Annotated in this window: 20 protein-coding genes; 6 read left to right on the forward strand and 14 right to left on the reverse strand. The window is 60.2% G+C overall.

Annotated features, from left to right (window positions below; genetic code table 11):
* Positions 1 to 76 precede the first annotated feature (76 nt).
* Entirely contained in the window at positions 77 to 628 is a 552-nt protein-coding gene (locus TL5118_RS08800) for a carboxymuconolactone decarboxylase family protein (RefSeq protein WP_058242548.1), read from the reverse strand.
* Between the two features lie 208 nt (positions 629 to 836).
* Here TL5118_RS08800 and TL5118_RS08805 point away from each other — a divergent pair, with 208 nt between their 5' ends.
* The gene (locus TL5118_RS08805) at positions 837 to 1,238 is read left to right on the forward strand and encodes a hypothetical protein (RefSeq protein WP_131727427.1); all 402 of its coding nucleotides are present in this window, start codon (positions 837 to 839) and stop codon (positions 1,236 to 1,238) included.
* A gap of 39 nt (positions 1,239 to 1,277) precedes the next feature.
* On the opposite strand, the gene TL5118_RS08810 is transcribed toward TL5118_RS08805, so the two are convergent.
* Positions 1,278 to 1,772, reverse strand: coding sequence for a hypothetical protein (locus tag TL5118_RS08810; protein WP_058242550.1), 495 nt, complete (start codon positions 1,770 to 1,772; stop codon positions 1,278 to 1,280).
* Between the two features lie 272 nt (positions 1,773 to 2,044).
* Between TL5118_RS08810 and TL5118_RS08815 the strand changes: the two genes are divergently transcribed.
* Genes TL5118_RS08815 through TL5118_RS08825 form a run of 3 tightly spaced genes read left to right on the forward strand, consistent with a single transcriptional unit; the run spans position 2,045 to position 6,444 of the window.
* Entirely contained in the window at positions 2,045 to 2,770 is a 726-nt protein-coding gene (locus TL5118_RS08815; protein WP_131727428.1) for a hypothetical protein, read from the forward strand.
* A complete protein-coding gene (locus tag TL5118_RS08820; RefSeq protein ID WP_058242552.1) occupies positions 2,767 to 4,251 on the forward strand; it encodes an O-antigen ligase family protein in 1,485 nt (494 codons plus the stop codon). The genes TL5118_RS08815 and TL5118_RS08820 overlap by 4 nt, the downstream gene beginning before the upstream one ends.
* A 39-nt stretch (positions 4,252 to 4,290) precedes the next feature.
* Positions 4,291 to 6,444, forward strand: coding sequence for a GumC family protein (locus TL5118_RS08825; RefSeq protein ID WP_058260780.1), 2,154 nt, complete (start codon positions 4,291 to 4,293; stop codon positions 6,442 to 6,444).
* Positions 6,445 to 6,506: 62 nt separating this feature from the next.
* On the opposite strand, the gene gyrB is transcribed toward TL5118_RS08825, so the two are convergent.
* From gyrB to mutM, 10 genes are all read right to left on the reverse strand, one after another.
* Positions 6,507 to 8,924, reverse strand: a complete 2,418-nt coding sequence (gene gyrB / locus TL5118_RS08830; RefSeq protein WP_058242554.1) for a DNA topoisomerase (ATP-hydrolyzing) subunit B — start codon at positions 8,922 to 8,924, stop codon at positions 6,507 to 6,509.
* A gap of 133 nt (positions 8,925 to 9,057) precedes the next feature.
* Positions 9,058 to 10,938, reverse strand: coding sequence for a polysaccharide biosynthesis protein (locus TL5118_RS08835; protein ID WP_058242555.1), 1,881 nt, complete (start codon positions 10,936 to 10,938; stop codon positions 9,058 to 9,060).
* A gap of 165 nt (positions 10,939 to 11,103) precedes the next feature.
* A complete protein-coding gene (locus tag TL5118_RS08840) occupies positions 11,104 to 11,712 on the reverse strand; it encodes a sugar transferase (RefSeq protein ID WP_058242556.1) in 609 nt (202 codons plus the stop codon).
* The gene (locus tag TL5118_RS08845) at positions 11,712 to 12,539 is read right to left on the reverse strand and encodes an NAD-dependent epimerase/dehydratase family protein (RefSeq protein ID WP_058242557.1); all 828 of its coding nucleotides are present in this window, start codon (positions 12,537 to 12,539) and stop codon (positions 11,712 to 11,714) included. Before TL5118_RS08845 ends, TL5118_RS08840 begins: the two co-directional genes overlap by 1 nt.
* Positions 12,536 to 13,651: a DNA replication/repair protein RecF gene (gene recF, locus TL5118_RS08850; RefSeq protein WP_058242558.1), complete on the reverse strand. Its 1,116-nt coding sequence runs from the start codon at positions 13,649 to 13,651 to the stop codon at positions 12,536 to 12,538. Before recF ends, TL5118_RS08845 begins: the two co-directional genes overlap by 4 nt.
* A gap of 68 nt (positions 13,652 to 13,719) precedes the next feature.
* Positions 13,720 to 14,838 carry a DNA polymerase III subunit beta gene (gene dnaN, locus TL5118_RS08855; RefSeq protein ID WP_058242559.1) on the reverse strand — a complete coding sequence of 373 codons (1,119 nt, stop codon included), beginning with the start codon at positions 14,836 to 14,838 and terminating at the stop codon, positions 13,720 to 13,722.
* Between the two features lie 201 nt (positions 14,839 to 15,039).
* Positions 15,040 to 16,512 (reverse strand): chromosomal replication initiator protein DnaA, encoded by a 1,473-nt coding sequence (gene dnaA / locus TL5118_RS08860; protein ID WP_058242635.1) that lies wholly within the window; start codon positions 16,510 to 16,512, stop codon positions 15,040 to 15,042.
* Between the two features lie 575 nt (positions 16,513 to 17,087).
* Positions 17,088 to 17,351, reverse strand: a complete 264-nt coding sequence (gene rpsT, locus TL5118_RS08865; protein ID WP_058242560.1) for a 30S ribosomal protein S20 — start codon at positions 17,349 to 17,351, stop codon at positions 17,088 to 17,090.
* Positions 17,352 to 17,558: 207 nt separating this feature from the next.
* Positions 17,559 to 18,335: an enoyl-CoA hydratase gene (locus TL5118_RS08870; RefSeq protein ID WP_058242636.1), complete on the reverse strand. Its 777-nt coding sequence runs from the start codon at positions 18,333 to 18,335 to the stop codon at positions 17,559 to 17,561.
* 63 nt (positions 18,336 to 18,398) lie between these two features.
* Positions 18,399 to 19,250, reverse strand: a complete 852-nt coding sequence (gene mutM / locus TL5118_RS08875) for a bifunctional DNA-formamidopyrimidine glycosylase/DNA-(apurinic or apyrimidinic site) lyase (RefSeq protein WP_058242561.1) — start codon at positions 19,248 to 19,250, stop codon at positions 18,399 to 18,401.
* 85 nt (positions 19,251 to 19,335) lie between these two features.
* Here mutM and ubiE point away from each other — a divergent pair, with 85 nt between their 5' ends.
* Both ubiE and ubiB read left to right on the forward strand, forming a co-directional pair.
* Entirely contained in the window at positions 19,336 to 20,088 is a 753-nt protein-coding gene (ubiE, locus tag TL5118_RS08880; protein ID WP_058242562.1) for a bifunctional demethylmenaquinone methyltransferase/2-methoxy-6-polyprenyl-1,4-benzoquinol methylase UbiE, read from the forward strand.
* A gap of 3 nt (positions 20,089 to 20,091) precedes the next feature.
* The gene (gene ubiB, locus TL5118_RS08885) at positions 20,092 to 21,624 is read left to right on the forward strand and encodes a 2-polyprenylphenol 6-hydroxylase (RefSeq protein ID WP_058242563.1); all 1,533 of its coding nucleotides are present in this window, start codon (positions 20,092 to 20,094) and stop codon (positions 21,622 to 21,624) included.
* On the opposite strand, the gene TL5118_RS08890 is transcribed toward ubiB, so the two are convergent.
* On the reverse strand, positions 21,596 to 22,477 hold the full coding sequence (locus tag TL5118_RS08890) for an aminoglycoside phosphotransferase family protein (RefSeq protein ID WP_058242564.1): 882 nt from the start codon (positions 22,475 to 22,477) through the stop codon (positions 21,596 to 21,598). The two genes, ubiB and TL5118_RS08890, sit on opposite strands and share 29 nt — an antisense overlap.
* 146 nt (positions 22,478 to 22,623) lie before the next feature.
* Positions 22,624 to 23,766, reverse strand: a complete 1,143-nt coding sequence (locus TL5118_RS08895; RefSeq protein ID WP_082626180.1) for an alpha-D-ribose 1-methylphosphonate 5-triphosphate diphosphatase — start codon at positions 23,764 to 23,766, stop codon at positions 22,624 to 22,626.
* Positions 23,767 to 23,831: the final 65 nt, after the last annotated feature.

Below are 23,831 nucleotides of genomic sequence, written 5' to 3' on the forward strand. Positions count from 1 at the left end.
GGTTGAGTATTTAGGGCTTTGCCCTCTTGGCCTGACGGCCAATTCACCCAGAGTATTTATGAAACGTTGAAAGCGATTAGGGATCGAAAGGTTTTTCTTCCAGCGCGGCGGCGATGTCATCATCCAGCGGGGTTTCGCAGGAGTTCAGGATATAGCCAAGCGTTGAGTAGAAGCCGACGGTGGCGATGACATCAAACATCCCCTCCTTGCCCACCAGATCCACCAGCGCCTGCTGGGTGTGGGGGGACAGGCGTTTTTCGTAGAACAATTCATCCACGGCGCGGGCGACGGTGGCGTCGTCCTTGCGCATGCCTTCCAGCGGGCCGCGTACCTTGTTGATGCGGGAATCGCTCATCCCGCAGGCGCGGGCGCGGTGCACGTGCTGCCCCCATTCGTAAGGTGAGCCCAAGCGGTGGCCGGTGCGCAGGATGGCCACTTCGGACAGTTCCTGCCCCAGCGCATTGTCAATCACCACATGTTGGCGCAGCGGCGCCCAGGCGGTCAGCAGCGCGGGGTTATGGGCCATGGTGCGGTAAACGTTAAGCTGGGTGGCAAAGCCGCCCTTCATCTCCTCGGCCGACTGCGGCCAGGCGTCATCCTGAATCGGGGGGAGGGGGAGCTCTGTCATGGGACCGTCTTTCTATCTGCCGTCCTAGGCGACATGCGGGGTGGGCGGTGGCGTGTCAAGACGCGAAACCGCTGCCATGCCAGAAAGCGCTGCGGGTTATGCGATCCGTTTACCAATTGTTAGCTTTTCTACTTGCACAGTGAGGCAAGAGGTGAGGCGGTGTTGTTGCCTCAAGTTTTAGTCGAATTTTGAGCTTTTAGAGGGAACTATGGCTAAGAGGCGGTTGCTGAGTGTTCTGGCTGTTCTGACGGCCCCCATTGTGTGGGCGCAGGAGGCTTCGGTGGATTTTGATCAACTGCTCACGGCCTGCAACGCCGATCCGCCGGGTTGCCAGCTGGTGCTGACAGGGGCCATTCAGCAGATTTCCACGATGGCTGACGTGCCGCAGGCGACGGTCAACGGGTACCTGGCTACATTGGCGACCATTGCGGTCAGCACGGCGCAATCTCACAGTGGGGTGCAGCAGCAAATGGCAGATGTTGTGGCTGAGGTGGCGGGCAGTGTTGCAGCTTCAGATTCGCAGGCGGCGCAGGATCTGCGGGCGGTTGCAACGCAGCTGGGTAGTGGACAGGAGGTGGATCTGACGCAAATCGCTGGCAGCCCGACCTGAGAGTTGGTTAACGGGGTGTGCTTGCCGAATAGTACTGACTTAGGTGCAGCGGGTGACACCCATGTTGATTAGCTGTTCCCCGCTGAGCGTGATCAGGGTGGTGGAGTGGCGGGCGGTGCTGAGGAACCAGCGTCGTAGGGCGGGCGGATAGTGATCGGCCATGGTCTGTGACCAGCGTTCGAAGTCTGTGGGCAGCATTTTCAGGCCTCGGGTGGCCAGCTGCGGCCCGTGAAAGCCAAAGCGCGCGTGGACCGAGATGCAGGTGTCAGGCAAACCAAGGTACAGCGTGCAGGCCGAATTGCAGTAACCGCGGCGGATTTCCACCCGCTGGCCGGACTGTCGCAGGCGCTGTAGGTCCTGAAGGCGGGCGGGCAGGCTGCCACCGGGATCGTTGTGAATGTGCAGGACTGTGGGCGCCGCACTGACTGGTGTCACCGAGGAAAGGATGAAGAAGGACAGGCACAGCAAGAGCACAGCCGCAAAGCGCAATTGCGCTGGATGCTTGCTGGGATTGAAACTGCCGCCTTTTGTCATCGCGAACGCACACCGGGTTGAACTGACCTACACCCTGTAAAGACGGCGCATGTCTGGGAACTTAAAGCGCCGCGCGGCAGGGCCTTGTTGGGCCGGAGGAGGTCGCTTTATCCGAGGCGCGGAGTGATGGCGGGCAGCCTCACCGGGAATGCGGGCAGAAATGGGGTGGCCGAATGGGGCGCGCGTGCTGAATGCAAAAAATTTAAGTCAATTGCTGCGTAGGCTTAGCGCATTTGACGGTTCTTAAAGACGGCTTTGGTTAAGGGATTTGAGTGATGCAGACACCGGGTTTAATGCCACTGGCCCTGAGTGCGGGGTTTGGCGGGATCTTTGTGGTCGCGCTGTGGCTTTTGCCTGCGGAACTTGCTGGCCAACGGCAGGTCGGGCGGGGGGCGACATCGATTTATCTGCAGGCGCTGGGCAGCGTTCCGGAGTTTGCTGCCGTACGGTCATGGCGGGTGCAACAGGCGCAATTGACGGGCTGTGACGATCTGCTGGCCGGCCCTTCTGCCAAAATTGCGGACCCTCAGGCGATGCATCGTGTGGCGGGGGCCTGTTTGAAACGGGCCGATGAGGTTCTGCGGTCATCACCCACGGCCGCCATAGCGCATTTGGTCCGCGCACAAGCGCTGGCGTTCTTGGGGCGGTCAGTTGACGCTGAATCTGCGTTGCTGTTGGCGCAAAAGACGGCACCGCATGAAGGCTGGCTGGCGGCGCGGCGGTTGCGATTTGTTCTGCTGAACAACGGGTTAGATGTGCCCCTAACCGGGGGCACGGCACCTGCCTCGGAAATTGATCTGGCGCTGCGGGCGGATGTGCTGACGGTGTTGCAGATCGATGACTACCTGCCGCTGCTGGTGCAGCTCTATCAGCGCCAAACTGACAGGCGGGCATGGTTGTTGGCGGCGGTTGAGAAGGCGCCGATTGCCCGTAAACGAGCGTTTTTGGCGCTGCTGCGCGGTGCCCTGCGAGGCGCATCGAATGGGGGCAGGGGATGATCGAATCTGATCGCGAAACCCCGCTGTTAGTCCAGATGGCGGGCGGGTTAAAATACGCGTCACGGTCAGCGCTGGCGTTAGTGCGCCCTGGTTCCAAACAGATGGACGTGCTGACGGACGCGCTTTCCTGGGGGCTACCAGCATTCGTCATCCTGATCGCTGTCCCACAGGGTGCAACCTCTGCGCTTACTTGGATCGGCGCGACATTGGTGCTGTCGATGATCAGCATTGCCTATTTTCTCATGCGGGCCGTCTGTGTGCCACACCGCCCCATGGAATTGCGCCATCATAGAGGCATTGCTTGCCTGGGTGGCGCGATACTGATTGCTGCGACCTGGTGCGTGTTGCCCGTTTCGGCGCCCCCTCTGTCAGGCCTGCCCAATGATGTGCACCCCAATCACATCAGTCTGGCAGTTGGGGCGGGGCAGCTGGCCCTGCTGCGGCTGGCGTCCTACGCGATGCTGTTTGTGCTGATGGCAGAGGTCAGCGCCAACCCGCACCGGGCCGAGCGGATGCTGACGTTGCTATACGTTGGGTTTGTGGCCCATGCGGCCTGGGCGCTGCTGTCGCTGCATGTGCTAGGGGACACGCTGTTGCTGGGGGAAAAATCGGCCTACCATGGGGTCGCAACGGGAACCTTTGTGAACCGCAATTCCTTTGCCAGCTTTTTGGCGATGGGGGCGGTGATCGGAACCGCACGTCTGGTGGCGTTGACGTTGGGTGCGGAGCGGGCTTTCCTGCCCGTGAGGCGCGCCAGCGGTGGGCCCGTGGTGCTACAGGCGCTGGGTCTCCTGCTGATCCTGAGCGCGCTTGCTGCGACGGGATCACGGATGGGGGTGTTTTCTGCCCTGATCGCGCTGAGTGGCGTGATCAGCTTCCTTGCGATTAAAGCAGGGGCGCCAGGCCGCAGAACCGGGCTGGTCCTGTGCCTTGGTGCGTTTGTTTTGGTCACTTTTGCCCTCAGCACCTTTGGGCAGGCCATGCTGGAACGGTTGGTATTTGCGCCCGCCGATTGGGAGGAGCGGCTGGCGCTTTACCGGCAAACCTGGGCGATGATCATGGCGCGCCCTTGGACGGGCTATGGCGTGGATGGGTTCCATGTGGCGTTTGAGCTGTTTCATCAGCCTGACCTGCGTATGGATCGGACGTGGCAGCTGCCCCACAACACCTACCTCAGCCTTTGGGTGGACTATGGGATCCCGTTGGGCAGTTTGACCCTGGCTCTGGTGGGGGCGGTTTTTGTCAAATTGCTGCTTGCCCTGCGCCAGCGGCGGCACGGCTATGGACCCGCGGTGATTGGCTGCGCGGTGATCATTCTGGCCGCGGTGCATTCGCTTGCCGATTTCAGTTTTGAGATTGCTGCAAATGTCTATGTGTTCATCGCTTTAGTCTGCCTTGGCCTCGCGCCTGGGCGTGGGGCGGAAGGCACACAAAGAAAGCCCAATGACATGGGACGCATAGAGACCGGGAGAGGCATGTGAGGTTGAGCATTTCATTTGGGGCGTATGGGACAGGGTAACATGCACAGATCTCATGCGGCGTTTCTGGACCTGCGCGATATCCTCCTCATTCTGCGGCGTCAGAGGTGGCTGGTTGCGCTGACCTGTCTGGTCATGCTGACCGTTGCCGGGGCCTATCTGCTGCGTACAACGGTGCTGTTTACGGCAACCGCGCTGGTGCAGATCGATCCGCAGGAAACCAATTTGCTGGATCCTTCTGCAGGCCACAGTGGCACCCCGGGCGCCGAGGACGTGCGAATTGAAACTGAGGTTGAGATCCTTAAATCACCCCGGTTGGCGTTGCAGACGATCAAGACGGCTGACCTATCTAATTCTGCGGCGTTTGGCCCCCGGGTTGGCCTGTTGGATCAGATGCGTCTGGCGCTGGGCGTGACGCTGCCGACCCCGTCCGCCACCGCGCTGGTGAATGAGACAATCGCCAATTTCTCAGAGGCGTTGGCGGTGCAGCGCAGGGGGCAGACCTATCTGGTCAGTGTTCAGATCACCAGTGAGGATCCCGATCTGGCGGCGCACCTCGCCAACACCCATGCTCGCATCTACATCGGGGATCAGCTGACCAGCCGCAGGCGATCGGTTGCGGCCTCGGGTGAGGTGCTGCGCGCAGAATTGGGCAAAGCGGCGGAGCGGTTAGCGGAAAGCAATACGGCCCTGCGCGGGTATGTATTGGAAAACATAGACCGGTTAAGTGCGGAGGTGGACAGCGCGGAGCTGCGGCAGCTCAGCATCCAACTGACCGAGGGGCAGGCGCAGCTGGCGCGGGTCGAAGATCAGTTGCAGCTTGCAGATCAAGGGTTTGAACAGGGGGACTGGCAGGATCTTGCGGCCCAGGTGGGCGATCAGTCGCTTGCCGCGCTGGCGCAGCAGCGTGCGGCGCTTGCCACCCGTTTGATTGGTGCGGAGCTGACCCCGCAGGACAATTTTGATCTGACCGCTGAGGTCCGGGCGCTTGAGGCGGAACTGCGGTCGCAGGGGCGTGCGGCAGTGACCGGGTTGCGCCGGGACTATCAGCAGGCGCTACGGGCGCAGGATCGCACCCTGGGTGAGGTGCAGCGTGCCCTTACGGGCGTGGATCTGAGCCCGCAAACGCTGACCGATATCTATGCGCTGAACCAGAATGCGCTGACCTCGCAGCGCCAATTTGATCAGTTGAACACGCGTCTGCGCGATGTGGAGGCGCTGGCGGTGATGCAGGTTGCGGGCAGCCGCCTTGTGTCCGAAGCGCTGCCCCCCAGTGAGCCCTCATTTCCCAATGCAGGATTGGTTTTGGGGGTGGCGCTGGTGTTTGCAGTGGCGCTGGGCATCGGTTTGGCACTGCTGAAGGAGTTTTATTACGGCGGGATCACATCGGCCAGTCAGCTGGGCAATGTGCTGCCTGAAAAACCCGCCGCTGCCGTGCCGAAAACCACGATGCAACCGGGCTGGCACACTTTGGCGGATAAAGTCGTGGCCGAGCCGATGACACAATTTGCTGAGGCGTTTCGCGCGCTAAGGGCCAGCGTTGACCGCAGTTTGGGCAAGTGGGGCAAGGCCTCAGGCGCGGTTGTTTTGGTGACCTCCGCCAATCCGGCGGAGGGTAAGTCCACCACTGCGCTGGCATTGGCGCGCACCTATGCGTTGGCCGGGCAACGCACATTGCTGATCGATGCGGATCTGCGCAGCCCAAATATTCAGGCCTTCATCGGGGCGGAGCCAAACGTGGGCCTGCTGGAATACCTGCAATCCAATGGCGCACTGTGTCAGGAACAGGCGGGGGCTGGCCGGGATGACAGCGATGCGCCGGTGGAACAGTTTTATCTGCGCGAGCCCCGCAGCCCCTTGGCGATCATCCTTGGCAGCCGGCGCGCGGATGTGCCGACAGATGCGCCGCTGCAATCCATGGCCTTCAAGGCGCTTTTGGACAATGCGCGCAGCGCCTTTGACGTTGTGATTGTGGATTCCGCCCCATTGGCGCCGGTGGTGGACACGCAGTATATCGCGCCGCTGGTGGATGTGGCGGTGCTCTGCGTCCGCTTTGGTCAGGCAACCCAGGTTGAGCTGCGCAGCGCCTACACCAGCCTGCGGGAAACCCTGCCGGAAGATGCAGCGATCATCGGGATCCTGAATGGGGTGGAGGGGCGCAGTCAGGGCTACAGCTATGGCGCCTATTTTGACTGAGAATGCAAAAACGCCCTGCGGTTGGAACCAGCAGGGCGTTTGTCACTGCGAACCTGGGGCGTTTAGAAATCCAGGTTTTCCACGCTCAGCGCGTTTTGCTGGATGAATTCGCGGCGGGGTTCCACCACATCGCCCATAAGCTTGGTAAAGATATCGTCCGCCTCGGTCATATCCTCGACCTGAACCTGCAGCAGGGTGCGGGCTTCGGGGTCCAGCGTGGTTTCCCACAGCTGATCCGGGTTCATCTCCCCCAGACCTTTGTAGCGCTGCAGCGACAGGCCTTTTTCACCCTCTTTCAGGATCGCGTTCAGCAGATCCAGCGGGCCGTGGATCAGCACCGACCGGTCCTTGCGCATCAGGGTTGCGGGCAGGGTGTAAATCTCCTGCAGGCTTTGGGTGAAGCTGCCGGTTTTGCGGGCTTCGCCCGAGCGCAGCATCGGGCCATCCAGCGTGCGCACCTCTTCGACGCCGCGCAGAATACGGGCCAGACGGATGCCGTGATCCTGGGTGATCCGGCCCTGCCAACCGCGCTCATATTCCAGCGCGATATCGTCCAGACGTTTGGCAACCTTATCGGCCACGCCTTGCAGGTCCGCATCCACCGCACCCGGGACAAAGGCGCCGGCAATGGCGGCCTGTTCCAGAATGTGGCGCGGGTAATGGGTGGGGAAGGCATCCAGCAGACGTTTCAGGCTGCGGGCCTCTTCGACGACACGCTTCAAATCGGCGCCAGCGATTTCCATGCCAGAGCCTAGTTTCAGCACGGTGTCCTGAATGCCCTGATCGATCAGATATTCGTCCATCGCGGCCTGATCTTTCAGATAGACCTCAGACTTGCCGCGGCTGACCTTGTAAAGCGGCGGCTGCGCAATGAACAGGTGGCCTGCCTCAATCAGCTCGGGCATCTGACGGTAGAAGAAGGTCAAAAGCAGGGTCCGGATGTGGGCACCGTCGACGTCCGCATCGGTCATGATGACGATTTTGTGGTAGCGCAGCTTGTCCAGATTGAACTCATCCCGGCCAATGCCGGTGCCAAGCGCCATCACGAGGTTGCCGATCTCCTGGCTGGAGAGCATCCGGTCAAAACGTGCGCGTTCGACGTTCAGGATCTTACCTTTCAGGGGCAGGATCGCCTGAGTCTGACGGTCACGTCCGGTCTGCGCCGAACCGCCGGCCGAGTCACCCTCGACCAGGAAGACTTCGGTTTTGGATGGATCTTTTTCCGAACAGTCTTTCAGCTTACCGGCCAGGAAGTTCACATCCATCGCGGTTTTGCGGCGGGTCAGCTCGCGCGCTTTGCGGGCGGCTTCGCGGGCCAGTGCGGCCTCAATGATCTTGGAAACGATCATCTTGGCGGTGTTTGGATTTTCCTCAAACCACTCGGCCAGCTTTTCGCCAGCAAGGGATTCCACCGCCGGGCGCACCTCAGACGAAACCAGCTTGTCCTTGGTCTGGGAGGAGAATTTGGGATCCGGCACTTTCACCGACAGGACACAGGTTAGGCCTTCGCGGGCGTCATCGCCGGTGAAGCTGACCTTTTCCTTCTTGCCGATGCCGTTGTCCTGCGCGTATTTCGACAGGGTCCGGGTCAGCGCACCGCGGAAGCCCGCCAGATGGGTGCCGCCGTCGCGCTGCGGGATGTTGTTGGTGAAGGGCAGAACGGTTTCGTGGTAGCTGTCATTCCACCACATCGCCAGTTCAACGCCGATATCGTCCTTCTCACCGCGCACATAGATCGGATCCTCCATCAGGGAGGTCTTGGAGCGGTCGAGGTATTTCACGAACTCTTTCACACCGCCGTCGTAATACAGCTCAGTGCGCAGCGCTTCGGCGGGGCGCTCATCTTCCAGGATGATCCGCACGCCGGAGTTCAGGAACGCCAGTTCGCGCAGACGCTTTTCCAGCGTCTCAAACGAATATTCGAGGTTTGAGAAGGTATCGGTGGAGGCAAGGAAGCGCACCTCGGTGCCCTTCTGGCCATCCGCATCGCCAACAACACGCAGATGTTCGGTGCATTCGCCGTGTTCGAACTTGGCCCAATGTTCTTTGCCGTTGCGCCAGATGCGCAGTTCCAGCCAGACCGACAGCGCGTTTACAACCGAAACGCCCACGCCGTGCAGACCGCCGGACACCTTGTAGGAGTTGCTGTCAAACTTACCACCAGCGTGCAGCTGGGTCATGATGACCTCGGCCGCTGAAACGCCTTCTTCTTCGTGGATATCCACCGGAATCCCACGGCCGTTGTCGCGCACGGAAACCGAACTGTCGGCGTGGATTTTCACATGGACAAAGTCCGCGTGTTTGGCCAGCGCCTCATCAATGCCGTTGTCCACGACCTCATAAACCATGTGGTGCAGGCCCGAACCGTCATCGGTGTCCCCGATGTACATGCCGGGGCGTTTGCGCACTGCTTCCAAGCCCTTGAGAACCTTGATGGAATCTGCGCCGTATTCCTGCGAATTTTGCTCGGTGTCGGACATGCCGGCCTTCCTACGTTTTTGGTCCAAAACATATACGAAACCTGACAGGGGATGTCACGCCCTGCGGGGCATTTTGGTGGTCTCAGGTAGGGGGGATCAGGCGGGTGCTCGGCGGGATGCCTTGCGCGGCGTGTTACGGCGCGTTGGTGGTGCCTTCGCGGTCGGCTTCTTCCTGCGTTTCCACCCAGCGTTTGATCACGTCACGCGCCGCAGAAGCATCGTTTTCCTCAATCGCCAAACGCAGATCCTTCAGCGCGGTGGCAATCTCGATCTCGGACAGCAACCCTTCCTGGGCACGCAGGATTTTCGGGTGCGGTGTGGTCAGCATATCGGGGCTGATCAGCAGCTCTTCTATCAGCTTCTCGCCGGGGCGCAGACCGGTGACCTTGATTTCAACATCACCGTCCGGATTGCCCTCATCGCGGACTTCAAAACCGGCGCCTTCGATCATCTGACGGGCCAGTCGGCGGATCGGGACCAGATCCCCCATATCCAGAACAAAGACATCCCCACCACGCGAAAAGGTGCCGGCCAGCAGCACCAGGCGCGCGGCCTCGGAAATGGTCATGAAATAGCGCGCAACATCATTGTGGGTCAGCGTCACCGGGCCGCCGCGCGCGATCTGTTCCTCAAACAGCGGGATAACCGAGCCGGAGGACCCCATCACATTGCCGAAACGCACCATGGAGAACATGGTGCCATCGCTGCGGGTGGCCAGATCCTGCACCGCCATTTCCGCCAACCGTTTGGAGGCGCCCATGATGTTTGTCGGCCGCACAGCCTTGTCCGAACTGACAAGAATGAAACGTTCGACGCCCGCCAGACGCGCCGCATCTGCAAGGGTTTTGGTGCCAATCACGTTGTTCTGCAGGCCGGCGATTTCGTTCTTTTCCACCATCGGCACGTGTTTGTACGCGGCGGCGTGCAGGACCACTTCGATCTGGTTCTGCTGCAGCAGGCTTTCCATCATCTTGCGATCACAGACGGAGCCCAAAATGGCGGTGATCGGCAGATCCGGGGCGATCGACTGCAGCTCTTTCTCAATCGAATAAAGCGCCAGTTCTGAGTGATCCAGCAGCACCAGATGGGACGGGCGGCAGGCCACCAGTTGGCGGCACAGTTCAGACCCGATTGATCCGCCTGCACCGGTGACCAGCAGGCGGTGGCCTTGATAGGCGTGCGACACGGCGGGCAGATCTTCATCCAGCCCGGTACGACCCAGCAACTCATCAATCGGGACGGGGCTGTAGCGTTTGGACAGATCCACGTCGGTCAGAAGATCCGCAAAGGACGGCAGCGTGTGCACCTCACAGCCGTAACGGCGCAGGCGCATGGCGATTTTGGCGTGGGTCGATGGGGTGGCCGAGGGCATGGCCAGCACCACGCGGTTGACCTCCTTGCGGTTGACCAGGTCTTCAATCCGGCTGGACGCGTAAACCGCGGCCCCCATCAGGGTCAGGCTCTGCAGTTTTGGATTGTCGTCGACAAAGGCCACCAGCTCCACATCATCGCCCGCGCGTAGGGCTGCAGCCAGCTGCAGACCAGTTTGACCCGCACCGTAGATGATCAGGCGCGTACGGCCGGGCCCGGTGCGATAGATGGCAAGGACCAGCTGGCGCAACAACAGACGGCTCATCGCGATCCCGATGAGCAATACCATAGCAAAAACAGCAAAAAGCGCGGTCGGCAGGCCGGTGTTTGTGACAAAACTCAGGCTTGAGCAGGCCACGGCGACAAGTGCGGCCACCAAACAGCTGCGCAGAATGCCTGAAGATTCATAAGCATTCAGGCTGAGCCGGTGCAGACCAAGAACATTGGCGGTGCTGGCGCAAAAGAGCGAGGCAAAAACCAACAATGTCAGCAACGCAACGGGTTGCTGGATCATTTGGCTCAAAGACTGAAGCAGGAAAAGGGTAAGCAGCAGAGAGAGCGGCGCGACCAAAAGGTCAATCGCCATAAAAAACAATCGCTTATTCTGGTCTCCTAAATGAGAGACAAACGAATAGAGCGTCATTTTGTCCTCCTAATAACACCAATTGGCGGTCGCTTTCTGTAGCTCTAATCTTGGAAAGTAACCAAGCCGCTAACAAATGGTTTTACCACAGTATTGGATTTTGCTTGCACGGCGCAAGATCTGGTGCCTCGCGTTGCGTGCATGTGGCAATTCTGACGCCGATTTTTATTTCTTAAGCGTACGTTTTAGGACGTAGAGATCCAACCAGAGTGAGACATGTGCCTGATAGATCAGGTCCAGCCGGGCTTTGCGTGGCACGCAGCGTCGGCAATAGAGGGCCTCGGTCTCTTCGGCGCTGGTTGAGGTCGCAAGGATGCGTTCTTCGTGCTGATGAAAAACAGCGGTGGCCAAACCGGTCACGCCAGGGCGGTTTTGCAGAACTTTGGCGTAAAGATCCGGATAAAGCTCGACATAGCGACGCAGCGGAGGGCGGGGGCCGACAAAGGACATGTCCCCACGCAGAATGTTCAACAGTTGCGGCAGTTCATCCAACCGGCTGCGGCGCAGAAACTGACCGGTGGCAGTGATGCGTGTGTCTTTGTCTTGGCCTGTCACGCCGCGGTCTTCGGCATCGGGCTGCATGGTGCGGAATTTCCACAGCCAGAACGGCAATTTTTCCGTGCGCATCCGTTCTGAGACGTAAAAAACTGGCCGCCCGTCGCGCAGCAAGATCCACAGCGCAACGCCGATCAGCACCGGCGACAGCAGGAGCGCCAGAAAGAGGGCAAAGAAGATGTCAAACAGACGTTTCCAGATCGGCAGGCGCGGTGACATTACATCACCCCAAGCCGGTGCAGGTCGGCAACAATTGCGGCGGGATCAGCGCTGTTGGGGGCAAGCGGAACCAATGACTGCAGCAGGCTGGTGTCCAAGATTGCGGTTTCGCGGGCGGTGTCCGGGGCGGGTGACCAGTGAAAGGCACGGTTTGCGGTTGCCAACAGCGCCTCCATCCGGACGGGATGTGGTGCACCGACGTTCAACGCCTGTGGCAAGTCGTTAAGGGGCAGGTGTACCAGACCCAAAATCACCTTGGCCAGATCAGCAGGCGCGATATAGCTGCGCAACGGGCCGTGGCCTGAGGCAAACTGATCCAGCCGGATCAAATTGTCCTCGACCAGTGCGCGGGCCAGGCTTTCGGCGCCGGCGACAGATCCAAGCCGCAGGCAACAGCGCCGCGGGCCGGGGGCCACTTGCACCGCCTGTTCCATTTCGGTTTTGGCCATCCCATAGGCGTTTGAATTGCCCAGCGGATCTTCTTCACGCAACGCGTTGGTTTGCGGCAGATAGGCCGCAATCGAGGAGGCGTGCAAAACCCGATCAGCGCCGGTTTCCGCGCCGATGCGCTGTGCTTCGATCGCAAGGGTGCGATTGGCGGGCAGGTCCGTCGGCCCGCCCCAAAGCGACAGCACCGTATCTACCTTGCCAAAGACATCCGTCGCCGCACCAGGGCGAAACGGGATCATACCGGGCTGTGCGGTGCGGGCCTGCCAGATGACCTGCGTGTGTTCAGGCGGATCAATCGACCAGACCCGACGCAACAATGTGCCAACAGCCCCGGTTGCCCCCAGAACCAACAGACGTTTTTGAGGATCTGTGTTCACTTAGGCCCCTCCGCTTGCATCAGCTCTGACAGGCCGGCGTCATCGCGCACCTCAAGGTACTGCGCGCGGGCGCCGAGGCTTGTAAACAGCTCGGGCCCGGTGCCGGTCATCCAGGCCTGCGCACCAAAGCCACAGATTTCATCGTAAAGCGCGGCCATCCGGGTGGCATCCAGATGCGCTGCGACCTCATCCAGCAGCAGGATCGGCGGCATGCCAATCTGTGCCGCCAGCGCCCGCGCATTGGCTAGGATCAATGAGACCAGCAAGGCCTTTTGTTCCCCGGTGGAACAGTCACGCGCCGGCACGCCCTTGGCTGCAAAGACACCATAAAGATCGGTGCGATGTGGTCCAACAAGGGACCGTCCGGCAGCGATGTCACGGAAACGGCTTTCTTCAAAGGCGGCGATCAGGTCTGCCTCTGTTTCAGGCATTTCGCCTTCACTTTGGGTGAGTTCCAGATCGGCCGTTGGGAAAGCAGTTTCTGCCTGTGCCTGTGCATCCGCGATAAAGGATAGCGTTTTCAGACGATTGGCGTGAATGGCCGCGCCATGTTCGGCCATCTGCGCCTCAAGCGCCTTGTACCAGAAAGCATCGCGCTGCTGATCTTTCAGAAGCCGGTTGCGTTCGCGCATGGCCTTTTCATAGGCCAGCGTTGCCTCACCATGGCTGGGAAAGAAAGACAGCGCCATCCGGTCCAGAAACCGCCGGCGCCCCTCCGCCCCTTCGATCCAGAGGCGATCCATCGAAGGGATCAGCCAGAGGATCCGGGCCTGTTTGGCCAGTTCCAATTGCGGATGGGATTTGCCGTCGATCTTCAGCTGACGTGCTGCGCCGCCTTCTGACCAGATCTCAATCTCTGAGTGCTGGTCGCCGCGTTGCAACAGGCCGGTCAGCTTCCATCCCAGTGCTTCGGGGCGGCGGGTCATATCCTCGGCCGAGGCGCGGCGCAGGCCGCGACCGGGGGAAAACAGCGAAACCGCTTCGAGGATGTTGGTCTTGCCGGATCCGTTGGCGCCGTAAATCGCCACGGGGCGGCCATCACAGGTAATCTCCGCCCGTTTGTGCGAGCGAAAGTGCGATAGCGTCAGGGATCGGAGTGCAAGATCAGCCATGGGGGCGTTTTCTGGGGCAGAAAACGCCAGCGGAGTTTGGATCAAACCCCGCCAGCGGGACCGTCAGGTCAGACGCGCATCGGCATGACGACATAGACGGCGGAGGTGTCACTGCCTTCACGCATCAGGGTCGGGTCACCGGAGGAGTTGAACATGAAGACAGCGTTTTCACGGTCAACCTGGCTGGCGATTTCCAGCAGGTACTTGGCGTTGAAGCCAATCTCCAGACGTTCGTCATTATAGGCAACGGCCAGCTCTTCTTCGGCGGCGCCGCTGTCTGGTGCGTTGACCGACAGGATCAGGCGATCCTCTTCCAGCGACATTTTCACAGCGCGCGAGCGTTCCGAGGAAACGGTGGCCACCCGGTCCACGGCCGAGGCAAATTCCGAAGCGTCCACTTCCATCTTGCGGGTGTTGCCCACTGGGATCACACGGCTGTAATCGGGGAAGGTGCCATCGATGACCTTGGAGGTCAGGGTGATGTTTGGCGTGGCAAAGCGGATTTTGGTTTCGCTGACCGACACGGCAATCAGCATCTCATCATCGTCCAGCAGCTTGCGCAGTTCACCCACGGTTTTGCGCGGCACGATCACACCGGGCATGTCGCCCGCTTCCATCGGCAGATCGGCGTCAATGCGGGCCAGACGGTGACCGTCGGTGGCCACAGCGCGCAGCACCTTGCCGTTTTCGCTGTCCGAGACATGCAGGTAAACACCGTTCAGGTAATACCGGGTTTCTTCGGTCGAGATGGCGAATTTCGATTTGTCGAACAGGCGGCGCAGCACCGGCGCGGGCGCGGTGAAGTTGCTGGCGTATTCGGCGCTGGCCATGACCGGGAAATCTTCCTTGGGCAGAGTAGCCAGATTGAAGTTAGAACGGCCCGCCTCAACGGTCAGACGACCGGCAACGCCATCTTCGGTCAGGGTGACCAGCGCGCCATCGGGCAGTTTGCGGACAATTTCGTGCAGGGTAACAGCCGACACCGTGGTTGAGCCTGCTTTTTCAACCTGTGCTGTGGCCTTGTCGACCACTTCGATGTCCAGGTCGGTGGCGCGAAACTGCACCGTGTCGCCTTCGGCTTCGATCAAGACGTTTGCCAGGATCGGAATGGTGTTGCGCCGTTCCACAACCGACTGCGCCTGAGAGACGGCCTTCAGAAGCGTCCCGCGTTCGATGCTGAATTTCATTCCCTCGCTCCTATCCCTGTTCGGCCCGTCTTGGGGGAGTGCAAGGTAACGCATTCCCGAAGGGCCTCAAGCCTTTTCTTGGTTTCTCTGATGCTTTGACGGGGGCGTCAAGGGCCGTCAAGACAATGGGCGCCGCCAGCGGATGCAGCGACGCCCAAATGTGCGGTTCTGGTGACGCTTTTTGGCGTCTAATGATGTGACTTACGCTTCCAACGCGCGGCGCAGCAGTTCCAGATCTTCGGCGATCTGACCGTCCTGCTGGCGCAGTTCCTCAATGCGTTTCACCCCGTGCATGACGGTGGTGTGGTCCCGGCCCCCGAAACGACGGCCGATTTCCGGCAAGCTGCGGCTGGTCAGCTGTTTGCACAGATACATGGCGATCTGACGCGGACGGGCGTAGGTGCGCACTCGTTTCGGGCCGATCATGTCGCTGAGGCGGATGTTGTAATGTTCGGAGACTTTGCGCTGGATCTCTTCAACGGTGATCTTGCGCTCAGACGCACGCAGTACGTCGGCCAGACAATCCTGCGTCAATTCCATGGTGATCGGGCGACCAACCAGCGAGGCAAAGGCAAACAGACGGGTCAGCGCACCTTCCAGCACACGGACGTTGGTGCTGATGCGATGGGCCAGGAATTCTAGAACGCCAGGCGCCAGTTCCAGACCGGGATATTGGGCGGAGTGCTGTTCGACCTTGGACTGCAGAATGCCGAGGCGCAGCTCATAGTCGGTTGGGTGCAGGTCCACGACCAGACCACATTGCAGACGCGACTTGATGCGTTCTTCCAGGTCTTTGATTTCACCCGGGGCACGATCGGCCGAGATGATGATCTGCTTATTCTGATCCACCAGCGCGTTGAAGGTGTGGAAGAACTCTTCCTGGGTGCTGTCTTTGCCAGCAATGAACTGCACATCGTCCACCATCAGCACGTCGACCGAGCGGAACAGCTGTTTGAAGTCCATCATCTTGCGGTCGCGCAGTGCCTGCACGAAACGGTACATGAACTGTTCCGCCGACAGGTAGACCACGTTCAGGTCCGGGCGTTTGGTTTGCAGTTCCCATGCGATGGCGTGCATCAGGTGGGTCTTACCAAGGCCAACACCGCCATAAAGGAACAGCGGGTTGAAGGTAACGGGGCCACCTTCGGCAACACGGCGGGCGGCGGCATGGGCCAGTTCGTTCGGTTTGCCGACAAAAAAGGTGTCAAAGGTAAAGCGCGAATCCAGCGGCGCGCCTGGCAGGAGCTCTTCGCGCAGGGCCTGACTGGTGGCGGCACTGTCGGTGGCTTCAAATACGGAATGGGTCTGTGCAGAGGTGGGGGCGGCATCATCGGATTCGGCCAGTCGCGGCTGGGCCACGGGCTGCGCGGCGCTGGCGGGGCTTGCCGAATGGTTGGCGGCTTGGGTGGCGGCAACACGGGGACGCGGGGCGGAGGTGCCAACACGGAAATGGATCCGTCGCACGTCTTCGCCGGCTTCGCTGAGCTTATGCAGAATCAGGTCGCCGAAGTTCTGCGACACGTAATTCCCCAAGAAGGTCGTCGGGACCTGAAAGGTTGCAACACCATCGGTGATCTCGAGGAACTCGAGCGGTTCGATCCAGGTTGCGAAGTTATTTTTTCCCACTGTCTTCAAAAGGTTGTTTTGAAGTTGGCCCCACTGTTCTTGCGTCATGTTCCCCATTCCAGCCTGTCGTTTCTTCCTTCACTCAGCGCCTGCACCTGCGCCGCAAAACTCGTACCAACCTGGCCACAGAAAAAAACAATCCTTGCCGCTGCAGCATAGTTGCAACGGTTGAATCGTCCAAATCTGGACCGAACTTCGCGCCACGCACCGCGGCCTTCTGGCAACATCCGTCCCCCAACGGCTGTGCCTGCGGTGCACGCTGTGACGCGTTCTTATGTAGGACGGGCGAGGCAGTAGCCTAGACTTCCGCGGCATCTATCGTTCACTGCAAGAACGCTATGCGCAGAGTTCATCAGTCCCATGAAACGCCATTCGGAACCGAATGGAATCACGTGGGCGCCTGTCCCCCCAGGGCGATGTTGAATCGCTGTGAAGGGAAGCTAGCAAGTTGGCCGGTCGAGTCGCAACTGAACTTCTGGGCTTGACTCAGAGATTCCCAAAAAGAATCTCTCGCGCCGAATTTTTCTGCAACACATGGCTGAAATTACGTGCAGGTAAACGAAAAAAGGCGCCACCGAATCGGGGCGCCTTTTCTCAATATTTCAAGGGGTTCGCAGGTGCGATTAGCCCAGTGCCTTCACGCGTGCGGCGAGGCGGGACATTTTGCGTGCTGCGGTGTTCTTGTGGAAGACACCTTTGGTGACGCCGCGCATCAGCTCAGGCTGGCACGCGCGCAGAGCGGCGGTTGCGGCTTCTTTGTCACCGGAAGCAATGGCTTCCTCAACTTTACGCAGGAAGGTGCGGATGCGCGAACGACGTGCTTTGTTTACAGCAAAACGGGTTTCGTTCTGACGGGCGCGTTTTTTTGCCTGAGGCGAATTTGCCATTTCGAATGTTCCCTAAGGTTCGGGGTTATATGTCAATCAGCACGTGCCCCCACCTGACAGCTTCCTGTCGGGAATCATTCTAGCCAGAGCGGGCTTCACGCGCATGTCTGGCGGCCCTTTTACGCAAGAATCCCAGAGATGCAATAGAAAAACGGGCCGCAAGGCAGCCCGTTTCCCTTATTTCTATGATTCTCGACGTTTGCGCGCTTACTTGTCGCGAAACTGCGGGGTGCGCTTGTCGATGAAGGCGGCCATGCCTTCGGATTGATCTTCGGTGGCAAACATCGAATGGAACAGGCGACGTTCAAACAGCAGGCCATCGGCCAGCGGCACTTCGAACGATTGGTTCACCGATTCTTTGATCGCCATCACCGAAATCATCGACTTCTCAGCGATCTTGGCGGCGGCGCCCATCGCTTCGTCCATCAGCTTCTTGGCGGGCACGATGCGGCTTACCAGCCCAGAACGCTCTGCCTCTTCCGCATCCATGAAGCGGCCGGTCAGGTTCATGTCCATCGCCTTGGCCTTGCCAATGGCACGGGTCAGACGCTGGGTGCCACCGATGCCGGCCATCACGCCCAGGTTCACCTCGGGCTGGCCAAACTTGGCGGTGTCCGAACAGATGATGAAGTCGCACATCATCGCCAGTTCACAGCCGCCGCCCAGCGCATAGCCGGACACAGCTGCAATCACCGGTTTGCGAACCTTGGTCACCTCAGCACATTCGGGACCAAACAGATCCTCGGTGAAGACATCGGTGTAGGTCTTTTCGCTCATCATTTTGATGTCGGCACCGGCTGCGAAAGCCTTCTCATTGCCGGTCAGCACGATGCAGCGCACCTTGTCGTTGGCTTGGGCCGATTTCATCGCGTCGGCAAGCTCGCTCAGCAACTGCGCGTTCAGCGCATTCATTGCATCGGGGCGATTCAGTTTCACCAGCGCGATGTGGTCTTCTACTTCGACGATGATCGTCTCATAGGCCATGTATTCAGCTTTCATTATTCCAGTCAGTCCCGATTACTGGACAATCCCGGCGGCTGGATCAAGCTATCTTTGACAACGGGGGCAGTAAAAACTCGACCGGCCCGATTGTACGATGCGCGACACCACACCGTCGCAGCCCTCGCGTTTGCAGGGGTCACCTTCGCGGTCGTAGACGTCAAAACGGTGTTGAAAATAACCAAGTTCCCCGCCTGCGCTGCGGAAGTCCTTGAGGCTGGAACCGCCCGCTTCGATGGCGTCTGACAGCACGTCGCGGATGATCGGAACCAAAGTTGCGACCTTGCGTCCTGCAATTTGTTTTGCCCGCCTCTTTGGGCTGATCCCGGCACGGTAGAGCGTTTCACACACGTAAATGTTGCCCAACCCGGCAATGATTCCCTGATCCAGCAGCGCCGATTTCACCGGGGTGTTTTTGTCTTTGAAGGCCGCAATCAGGTAGTCCTCAGAGAAGCTGTTGCCGAAGGGTTCAGGCCCCAGAACCGACAGCAGTTTGCTGTCCTCAGCCGTGGCCGTGTCCAACAGATCCATCGCCCCAAATCGGCGCGGATCGTTGAAGGTGATGCGGGCGCCATTGTCCATGTCCAAAACCACATGGTCATGTTTTTCAGCCTGCGGATGGTCATGTACAAACTGACCCAACGGATCGCCTGAAACCAACATCCGCCCCGACATGCCCAGATGGATCAATAGGGTTTCGCCCGAGGCCAGATCGGCCAGAATATACTTGGACCGCCGCCGCAGCCGTTCCACCCGCTGCCCGGTCAACCGCTCAGACATCCGCTCCGGGAAGGGCCAGCGCAGATCCGGGCGATTGATCTGCGCCTTGGCAATCACCGCCCCCTCCATCGACGGCATCAACCCACGCATCACGGTCTCAACTTCGGGCAATTCGGGCATTCATAACTCCAATGACATATAGGCGCATTGCAGCGCCCTGTGAGCGCTCTATAAGAAAGGCGAGAACAACGGACTGGCAAGGCCTATGACCCAGAACAGTGAAAACACCACCCACTTCGGCTTTGAAACCGTGCCCGAGTCTGAAAAGGCGGGGCGGGTTCAGGGGGTCTTTGGCTCGGTTGCGTCGAAATATGACGTGATGAACGATGCCATGAGCATGGGCATCCACCGCATCTGGAAAGATGCGATGATGGATTGGATTGCGCCGCGTCCGGGAACGAAACTGCTGGATGTGGCAGGCGGCACTGGCGACATTTCCTTCCGTTATCTGAAACGTGCGGGCTATGGCCACGCAACGGTTTGCGACCTGACAGAACCGATGCTGGTTGAGGGGCGCAAACGGGCAGAAGCGGCGCAGATGGCTGACAGTCTGGATTGGGTCACGGGCGATGCCATGGCGCTGCCGTTTCCTGACAACAGCTTTGACACCTACACCATCAGCTTTGGCATCCGGAACGTGACCCGTCCGCAGGAAGCCCTGAATGAGGCCTACCGCGTGCTGAAACCCGGTGGCCGTCTGATGGTGCTGGAGTTCAGCCAGATCCCCAATGACATGATGCAGAAGGCCTATGACCTTTATTCCTTCAACGTCATTCCGAAGATGGGACAGGTGATCGCCAACGATCGTGACAGCTACCAGTATCTGGTCGAATCGATCCGCAAGTTCCCCGATCAGGAGACCTTCCTGAACATGGTGAAACAGGCTGGGTTTGAGAATGCGAAATACCGCAACCTGACCATGGGCATTGCCTGCCTGCATTCGGGGTGGAAGATCTAAGCGATGCGTGGACCTCACAACATCTGGCGTCTGATCCGTACAGGCGCCACGTTTGAACGCACCGGTGCCATGGGGCAGGCGCTGGACGCCATGCAGGCGCCGCGCGCCATTCGTGTGGCCGCCCGTGTGCTGGCCTGGCCGTTCCGGTGGCTGGGATACAAAGGCGATCCGGATATGCCGCCAGTGACCCGCGCGATCACCGCGCTGGGGCCGGCCTATATCAAATTTGGCCAGATCCTTTCGACCCGCCCGGATGTGGTGGGCGAGGAAATGGCGCTGCAACTGCGGGTGCTGCAGGACAAGCTGCCGCCGTTTTCCATTGCCGAAGCCCAAAAGAGCATCGCGGATGAGCTGGGCCGCCCTGTGGATGAGGTGTTTTCCGAGTTCAGTGATCCGGTGGCCGCGGCGTCCATCGCGCAGGTGCATCGGGCCCGTCGGGCGGACACCGGCGAAGAGGTTGCCGTCAAAGTGCTGCGCCCCGGCATTGAACGGGCGTTCCAGCGTGACATCGATGCCTTCTACTTTGCGGCCGATGTGATCGAATTCCTCTCCCCCGCCTCGCGCCGGTTGCGGCCGCGCGATGTGATCGAACATTTCGAAGGCGTGGTGAAAGGTGAACTGGACCTGCGTCTTGAAAGCGCCTCAGCCTCGGAATTTGCCGCCAATACGGTCAGCGACGAAGGTTTCCAGCTGCCGCAGGTCCGCTGGGGGCTGTCAGGGCGTCGGGTGATGACGATGGATTGGGCCGATGGCCTGCCATTGGGTGACAATGATGCGCTGGATGCGGCGGGACATGACCGCCGGGCCTTGGGCGAACGGGTGCTGCAGCTGTTTCTCAGCCACGCGCTGCGCGATGGGTTTTTCCACGCTGACATGCATCAGGGCAACCTGAAGGTTCACGCCAACGGCAATATCATCGCCTATGACTTTGGCATCATGGGCCACATCGATGAATACACCCGCCGGGTCTATGCCGAGATCCTGTTTGGCTTCATTCGGCGCGATTACAAGCGGGTGGCCGAGGTGCATTTTGAGGCGGGCTATGTGCCCGCCACACAGGATGTCGATGAATTTGCCCGCGCCCTGCGCGCGGTGGGAGAGCCGATCTTTGGCATGGATGCCAGCCACATCTCAATGGGGCGGTTGCTGAACTATCTGTTTGAGGTGACTGAACGTTTTGGCATGGAAACCCGGACCGAGCTGATCCTGTTGCAGCGCACCATGGTGGTGGTCGAAGGGGTTGCCCGGTCGCTGCATCCTGAGGTCAACATCTGGGAAGTCGCCAAGCCGGTGGTCGAAGATTACATCAAGGTCAGCATCGGCCCGCGGGCTGTCTTGGGTGATCTGGCCAAAACCGCCAAGGTTCTGGGCCGCTTTGGGCCCCGTCTGCCGGGGTTGGTTGAGGCCGCGCTGATCCGTCAGTCCGAGGTTCCCGATGAGGTGCAGCCGCGTCGCTGGATGGGCCGGGTGGCTTGGCTCTCCTCGGGTGTCGTGCTGGGCGGGGTGATCAGCTACCTGCTGGCGCACGGCTTCTGATCAGCGCCTCCATTTCCAAGGGCAGGGCGGCCGCATAGGCGGCGCTGCCCTGCTTCGCCTTCCAACCGCAATAGGCCACCATACGCCAATGGTGCCACGGTGCCATCGCCGCAAGCCTACCTACGATTTCCGCCTCGCCATAAGCGTCCAGAAAGCGCGCGTGCTCGGCCGGGCTGAGGGGCTGGCCGCGGTAGATCTGTTGCATGGCCGGGGACCGGAACAGCGCCAGATCTTCTGTCACATCGCCCAAAGCCGGGCATTGCCAGTCAATCAGCATATCCTGTGCCGCCGTGGCCCCGATTAGCAGATTGCCCGGCACCGGGTCACCATGCAGCAGCGCGGTTTTTCGGCTGGCGCTGACGGGCGTTTGCGGTTTCAGTCGGGTCAGCTCCTGTTGAAGGGCGGGCGTCAGGCTGTCCCACATGGTGGCCACTTGCCCCTCAACCATATCCGATCCACCCGGCATATGGCGCAGGCCATCGGGTATCGGTTGGATGTGCAGCCGCCGTAGAAGCTTTGCCGCGCGGGCTGGATCCTTTGTCCATAATGCGCCCGGCTGGTGGTCATAGATCAGCACAGTACCAAGGGCGCAGCTGCCCTGATGGCTCAGCACCGGGGCCAGGCCGGAAGGGGCCAGTGCGGTCAGCATTCTGGCCTCACAATTGGGGTCATTTGGAAACAGAGGTGTATCGCTGTTTGGGCGGAACAGCTTGATGACCTTGGCCCCTTTGGCGGTATAGACCTGCCACAGCTGATTGGTCTGCCCCCCTTGCAGGGCGCGCCAGCCTGTTTCGGGCAGCTCCAGGCCCAGGCCGGTGGCATAGGCGATCAATTCCAGTGGGGGCAGGGACATTGGCACCAATTGAGCAGGACGCCACGCGGGAGGTGGCAACAATTGGCGCGACGCTAGGCGCTTTGCCCTGAGGGGGCAAGGGGCCTGGGCCCCAGTGTGTTGGCCCCAGCATCCAGCGATGCAGGGGCTTGATCGTATTTGGCGCCTTAGGCGACGCGGTTGCCCTGCACCCAGGTTCCCCGCACCACTGGTGCATCGGCGATCCGGGCCACGCGGATCAGATCGGCCCGCTGACCAGCAGCCAGCGCACCGCGATCCTCCAGCCCCGCCGCCCGCGCCGGGGTTTTGGTGATGGTGGCAATGCCGCGCGCGGTATCGCCCCACATATCGCCCAGCAGCAAACCCGCCGACAGCAGCGCCGCCGGCACATAGTCGGATGACACGATATCCAGCAGGTTCATTTCAGCCAGTTCACCCGCCGCCACATTGCCCGAATGTGATCCGCCACGGATCAGGTTGGGCGCCCCCATCATCACCGCGATGCCCTGATCACGGCAAGCCTGTGCGGCCTCAACTGTGGTGGGGAATTCCGCCAGGTGAATGCCCAGATCCGAGGACGTGGCAACGTGATCTGCGGTGGTATCGTCATGGCTGGCCAGAACCGCGCCGTAACGCGTGGCCTCGGCTACGGCGACGGCCTCATGACGATCGCCATTGCGTTCCCGCAGCCCCTGCAGATTGGCGACGTGATCGGCAAATTCCTCTTCGTTGAGGTTGTTCTTGCCCATCACATAGGCCTTGAGTTTGCTCAGATCACGGAACTGCCGCTGCCCCGGTGTGTGATCCATCAGGCTGACGATGCCGACGCGATCTTCGGGGCCAAACTCGGCCATTTCCTCTTCCAGCGTTTCGGAACAGACCTCTGCCCGCAGGTGCAGGTAATGGCTGATCTTCAACGCCCCGGCAGCCCGCATCGCCAGCAACTCGCGGGCCAGATCGCGGGCATACTTACTGTAGCGGCTTTTGGAGCTGGGGATGGAGCCCACCCGCATCGCATCAAACACCGTTGTGATGCCAACGCTGGCCAGTTCAGCGTCATGGGCCACCAGCGCGGCGGCATGGGGCCAGTCGACGCCGGGGCGTGGCTGAATGTGGCGTTCAAGATTGTCGGTGTGCAGCTCAACAAGGCCGGGGCACAACAGGTCACTGCCAAAGTCCTCGGCGCCGTCAGGCACCGATGTTCCGGGTTCAATTGCGGTGATCACACCGTCTGCCACATGCAGGGCGCCGCGGATGACCTCATCTTCCAAAACGATGTTGGCATTTGCGAAGATCTGCTCTTTTGTCATGGTTCCGTTACCTTTGCGCGGCATCACCGGCCGCTATTGTGAGAGCTGTTGAGAAAGTCGAGGCC

This window comes from Thalassovita autumnalis, assembly GCF_001458255.1.
Classification (GTDB): Bacteria; Pseudomonadota; Alphaproteobacteria; order Rhodobacterales; family Rhodobacteraceae; genus Thalassobius; species Thalassobius autumnalis.

Coding starts and splice junctions, on each gene's coding strand:
- TL5118_RS08810 (WP_058242550.1), bottom strand. CDS start 1,772: ATGACAAAAGGCGGCAGTTTCAATCCCAGCAAGCATCCAGCGCAATTG.
- recF (WP_058242558.1), bottom strand. CDS start 13,651: ATGGCTGATCTTGCACTCCGATCCCTGACGCTATCGCACTTTCGCTCG.
- TL5118_RS08890 (WP_058242564.1), bottom strand. CDS start 22,477: ATGTCCCTGCCCCCACTGGAATTGATCGCCTATGCCACCGGCCTGGGC.
- rpsT (WP_058242560.1), bottom strand. CDS start 17,351: ATGGCAAATTCGCCTCAGGCAAAAAAACGCGCCCGTCAGAACGAAACC.
- TL5118_RS08805 (WP_131727427.1), top strand. CDS start 837: ATGGCTAAGAGGCGGTTGCTGAGTGTTCTGGCTGTTCTGACGGCCCCC.
- dnaA (WP_058242635.1), bottom strand. CDS start 16,512: ATGACGCAAGAACAGTGGGGCCAACTTCAAAACAACCTTTTGAAGACA.
- TL5118_RS08840 (WP_058242556.1), bottom strand. CDS start 11,712: ATGTCACCGCGCCTGCCGATCTGGAAACGTCTGTTTGACATCTTCTTT.
- TL5118_RS08820 (WP_058242552.1), top strand. CDS start 2,767: ATGATCGAATCTGATCGCGAAACCCCGCTGTTAGTCCAGATGGCGGGC.
- gyrB (WP_058242554.1), bottom strand. CDS start 8,924: ATGTCCGACACCGAGCAAAATTCGCAGGAATACGGCGCAGATTCCATC.
- mutM (WP_058242561.1), bottom strand. CDS start 19,250: ATGCCCGAATTGCCCGAAGTTGAGACCGTGATGCGTGGGTTGATGCCG.
- TL5118_RS08825 (WP_058260780.1), top strand. CDS start 4,291: ATGCACAGATCTCATGCGGCGTTTCTGGACCTGCGCGATATCCTCCTC.
- TL5118_RS08835 (WP_058242555.1), bottom strand. CDS start 10,938: ATGACGCTCTATTCGTTTGTCTCTCATTTAGGAGACCAGAATAAGCGA.
- TL5118_RS08870 (WP_058242636.1), bottom strand. CDS start 18,335: ATGGCCTATGAGACGATCATCGTCGAAGTAGAAGACCACATCGCGCTG.
- dnaN (WP_058242559.1), bottom strand. CDS start 14,838: ATGAAATTCAGCATCGAACGCGGGACGCTTCTGAAGGCCGTCTCTCAG.
- TL5118_RS08895 (WP_082626180.1), bottom strand. CDS start 23,766: ATGACAAAAGAGCAGATCTTCGCAAATGCCAACATCGTTTTGGAAGAT.
- ubiB (WP_058242563.1), top strand. CDS start 20,092: ATGCGTGGACCTCACAACATCTGGCGTCTGATCCGTACAGGCGCCACG.
- ubiE (WP_058242562.1), top strand. CDS start 19,336: ATGACCCAGAACAGTGAAAACACCACCCACTTCGGCTTTGAAACCGTG.
- TL5118_RS08800 (WP_058242548.1), bottom strand. CDS start 628: ATGACAGAGCTCCCCCTCCCCCCGATTCAGGATGACGCCTGGCCGCAG.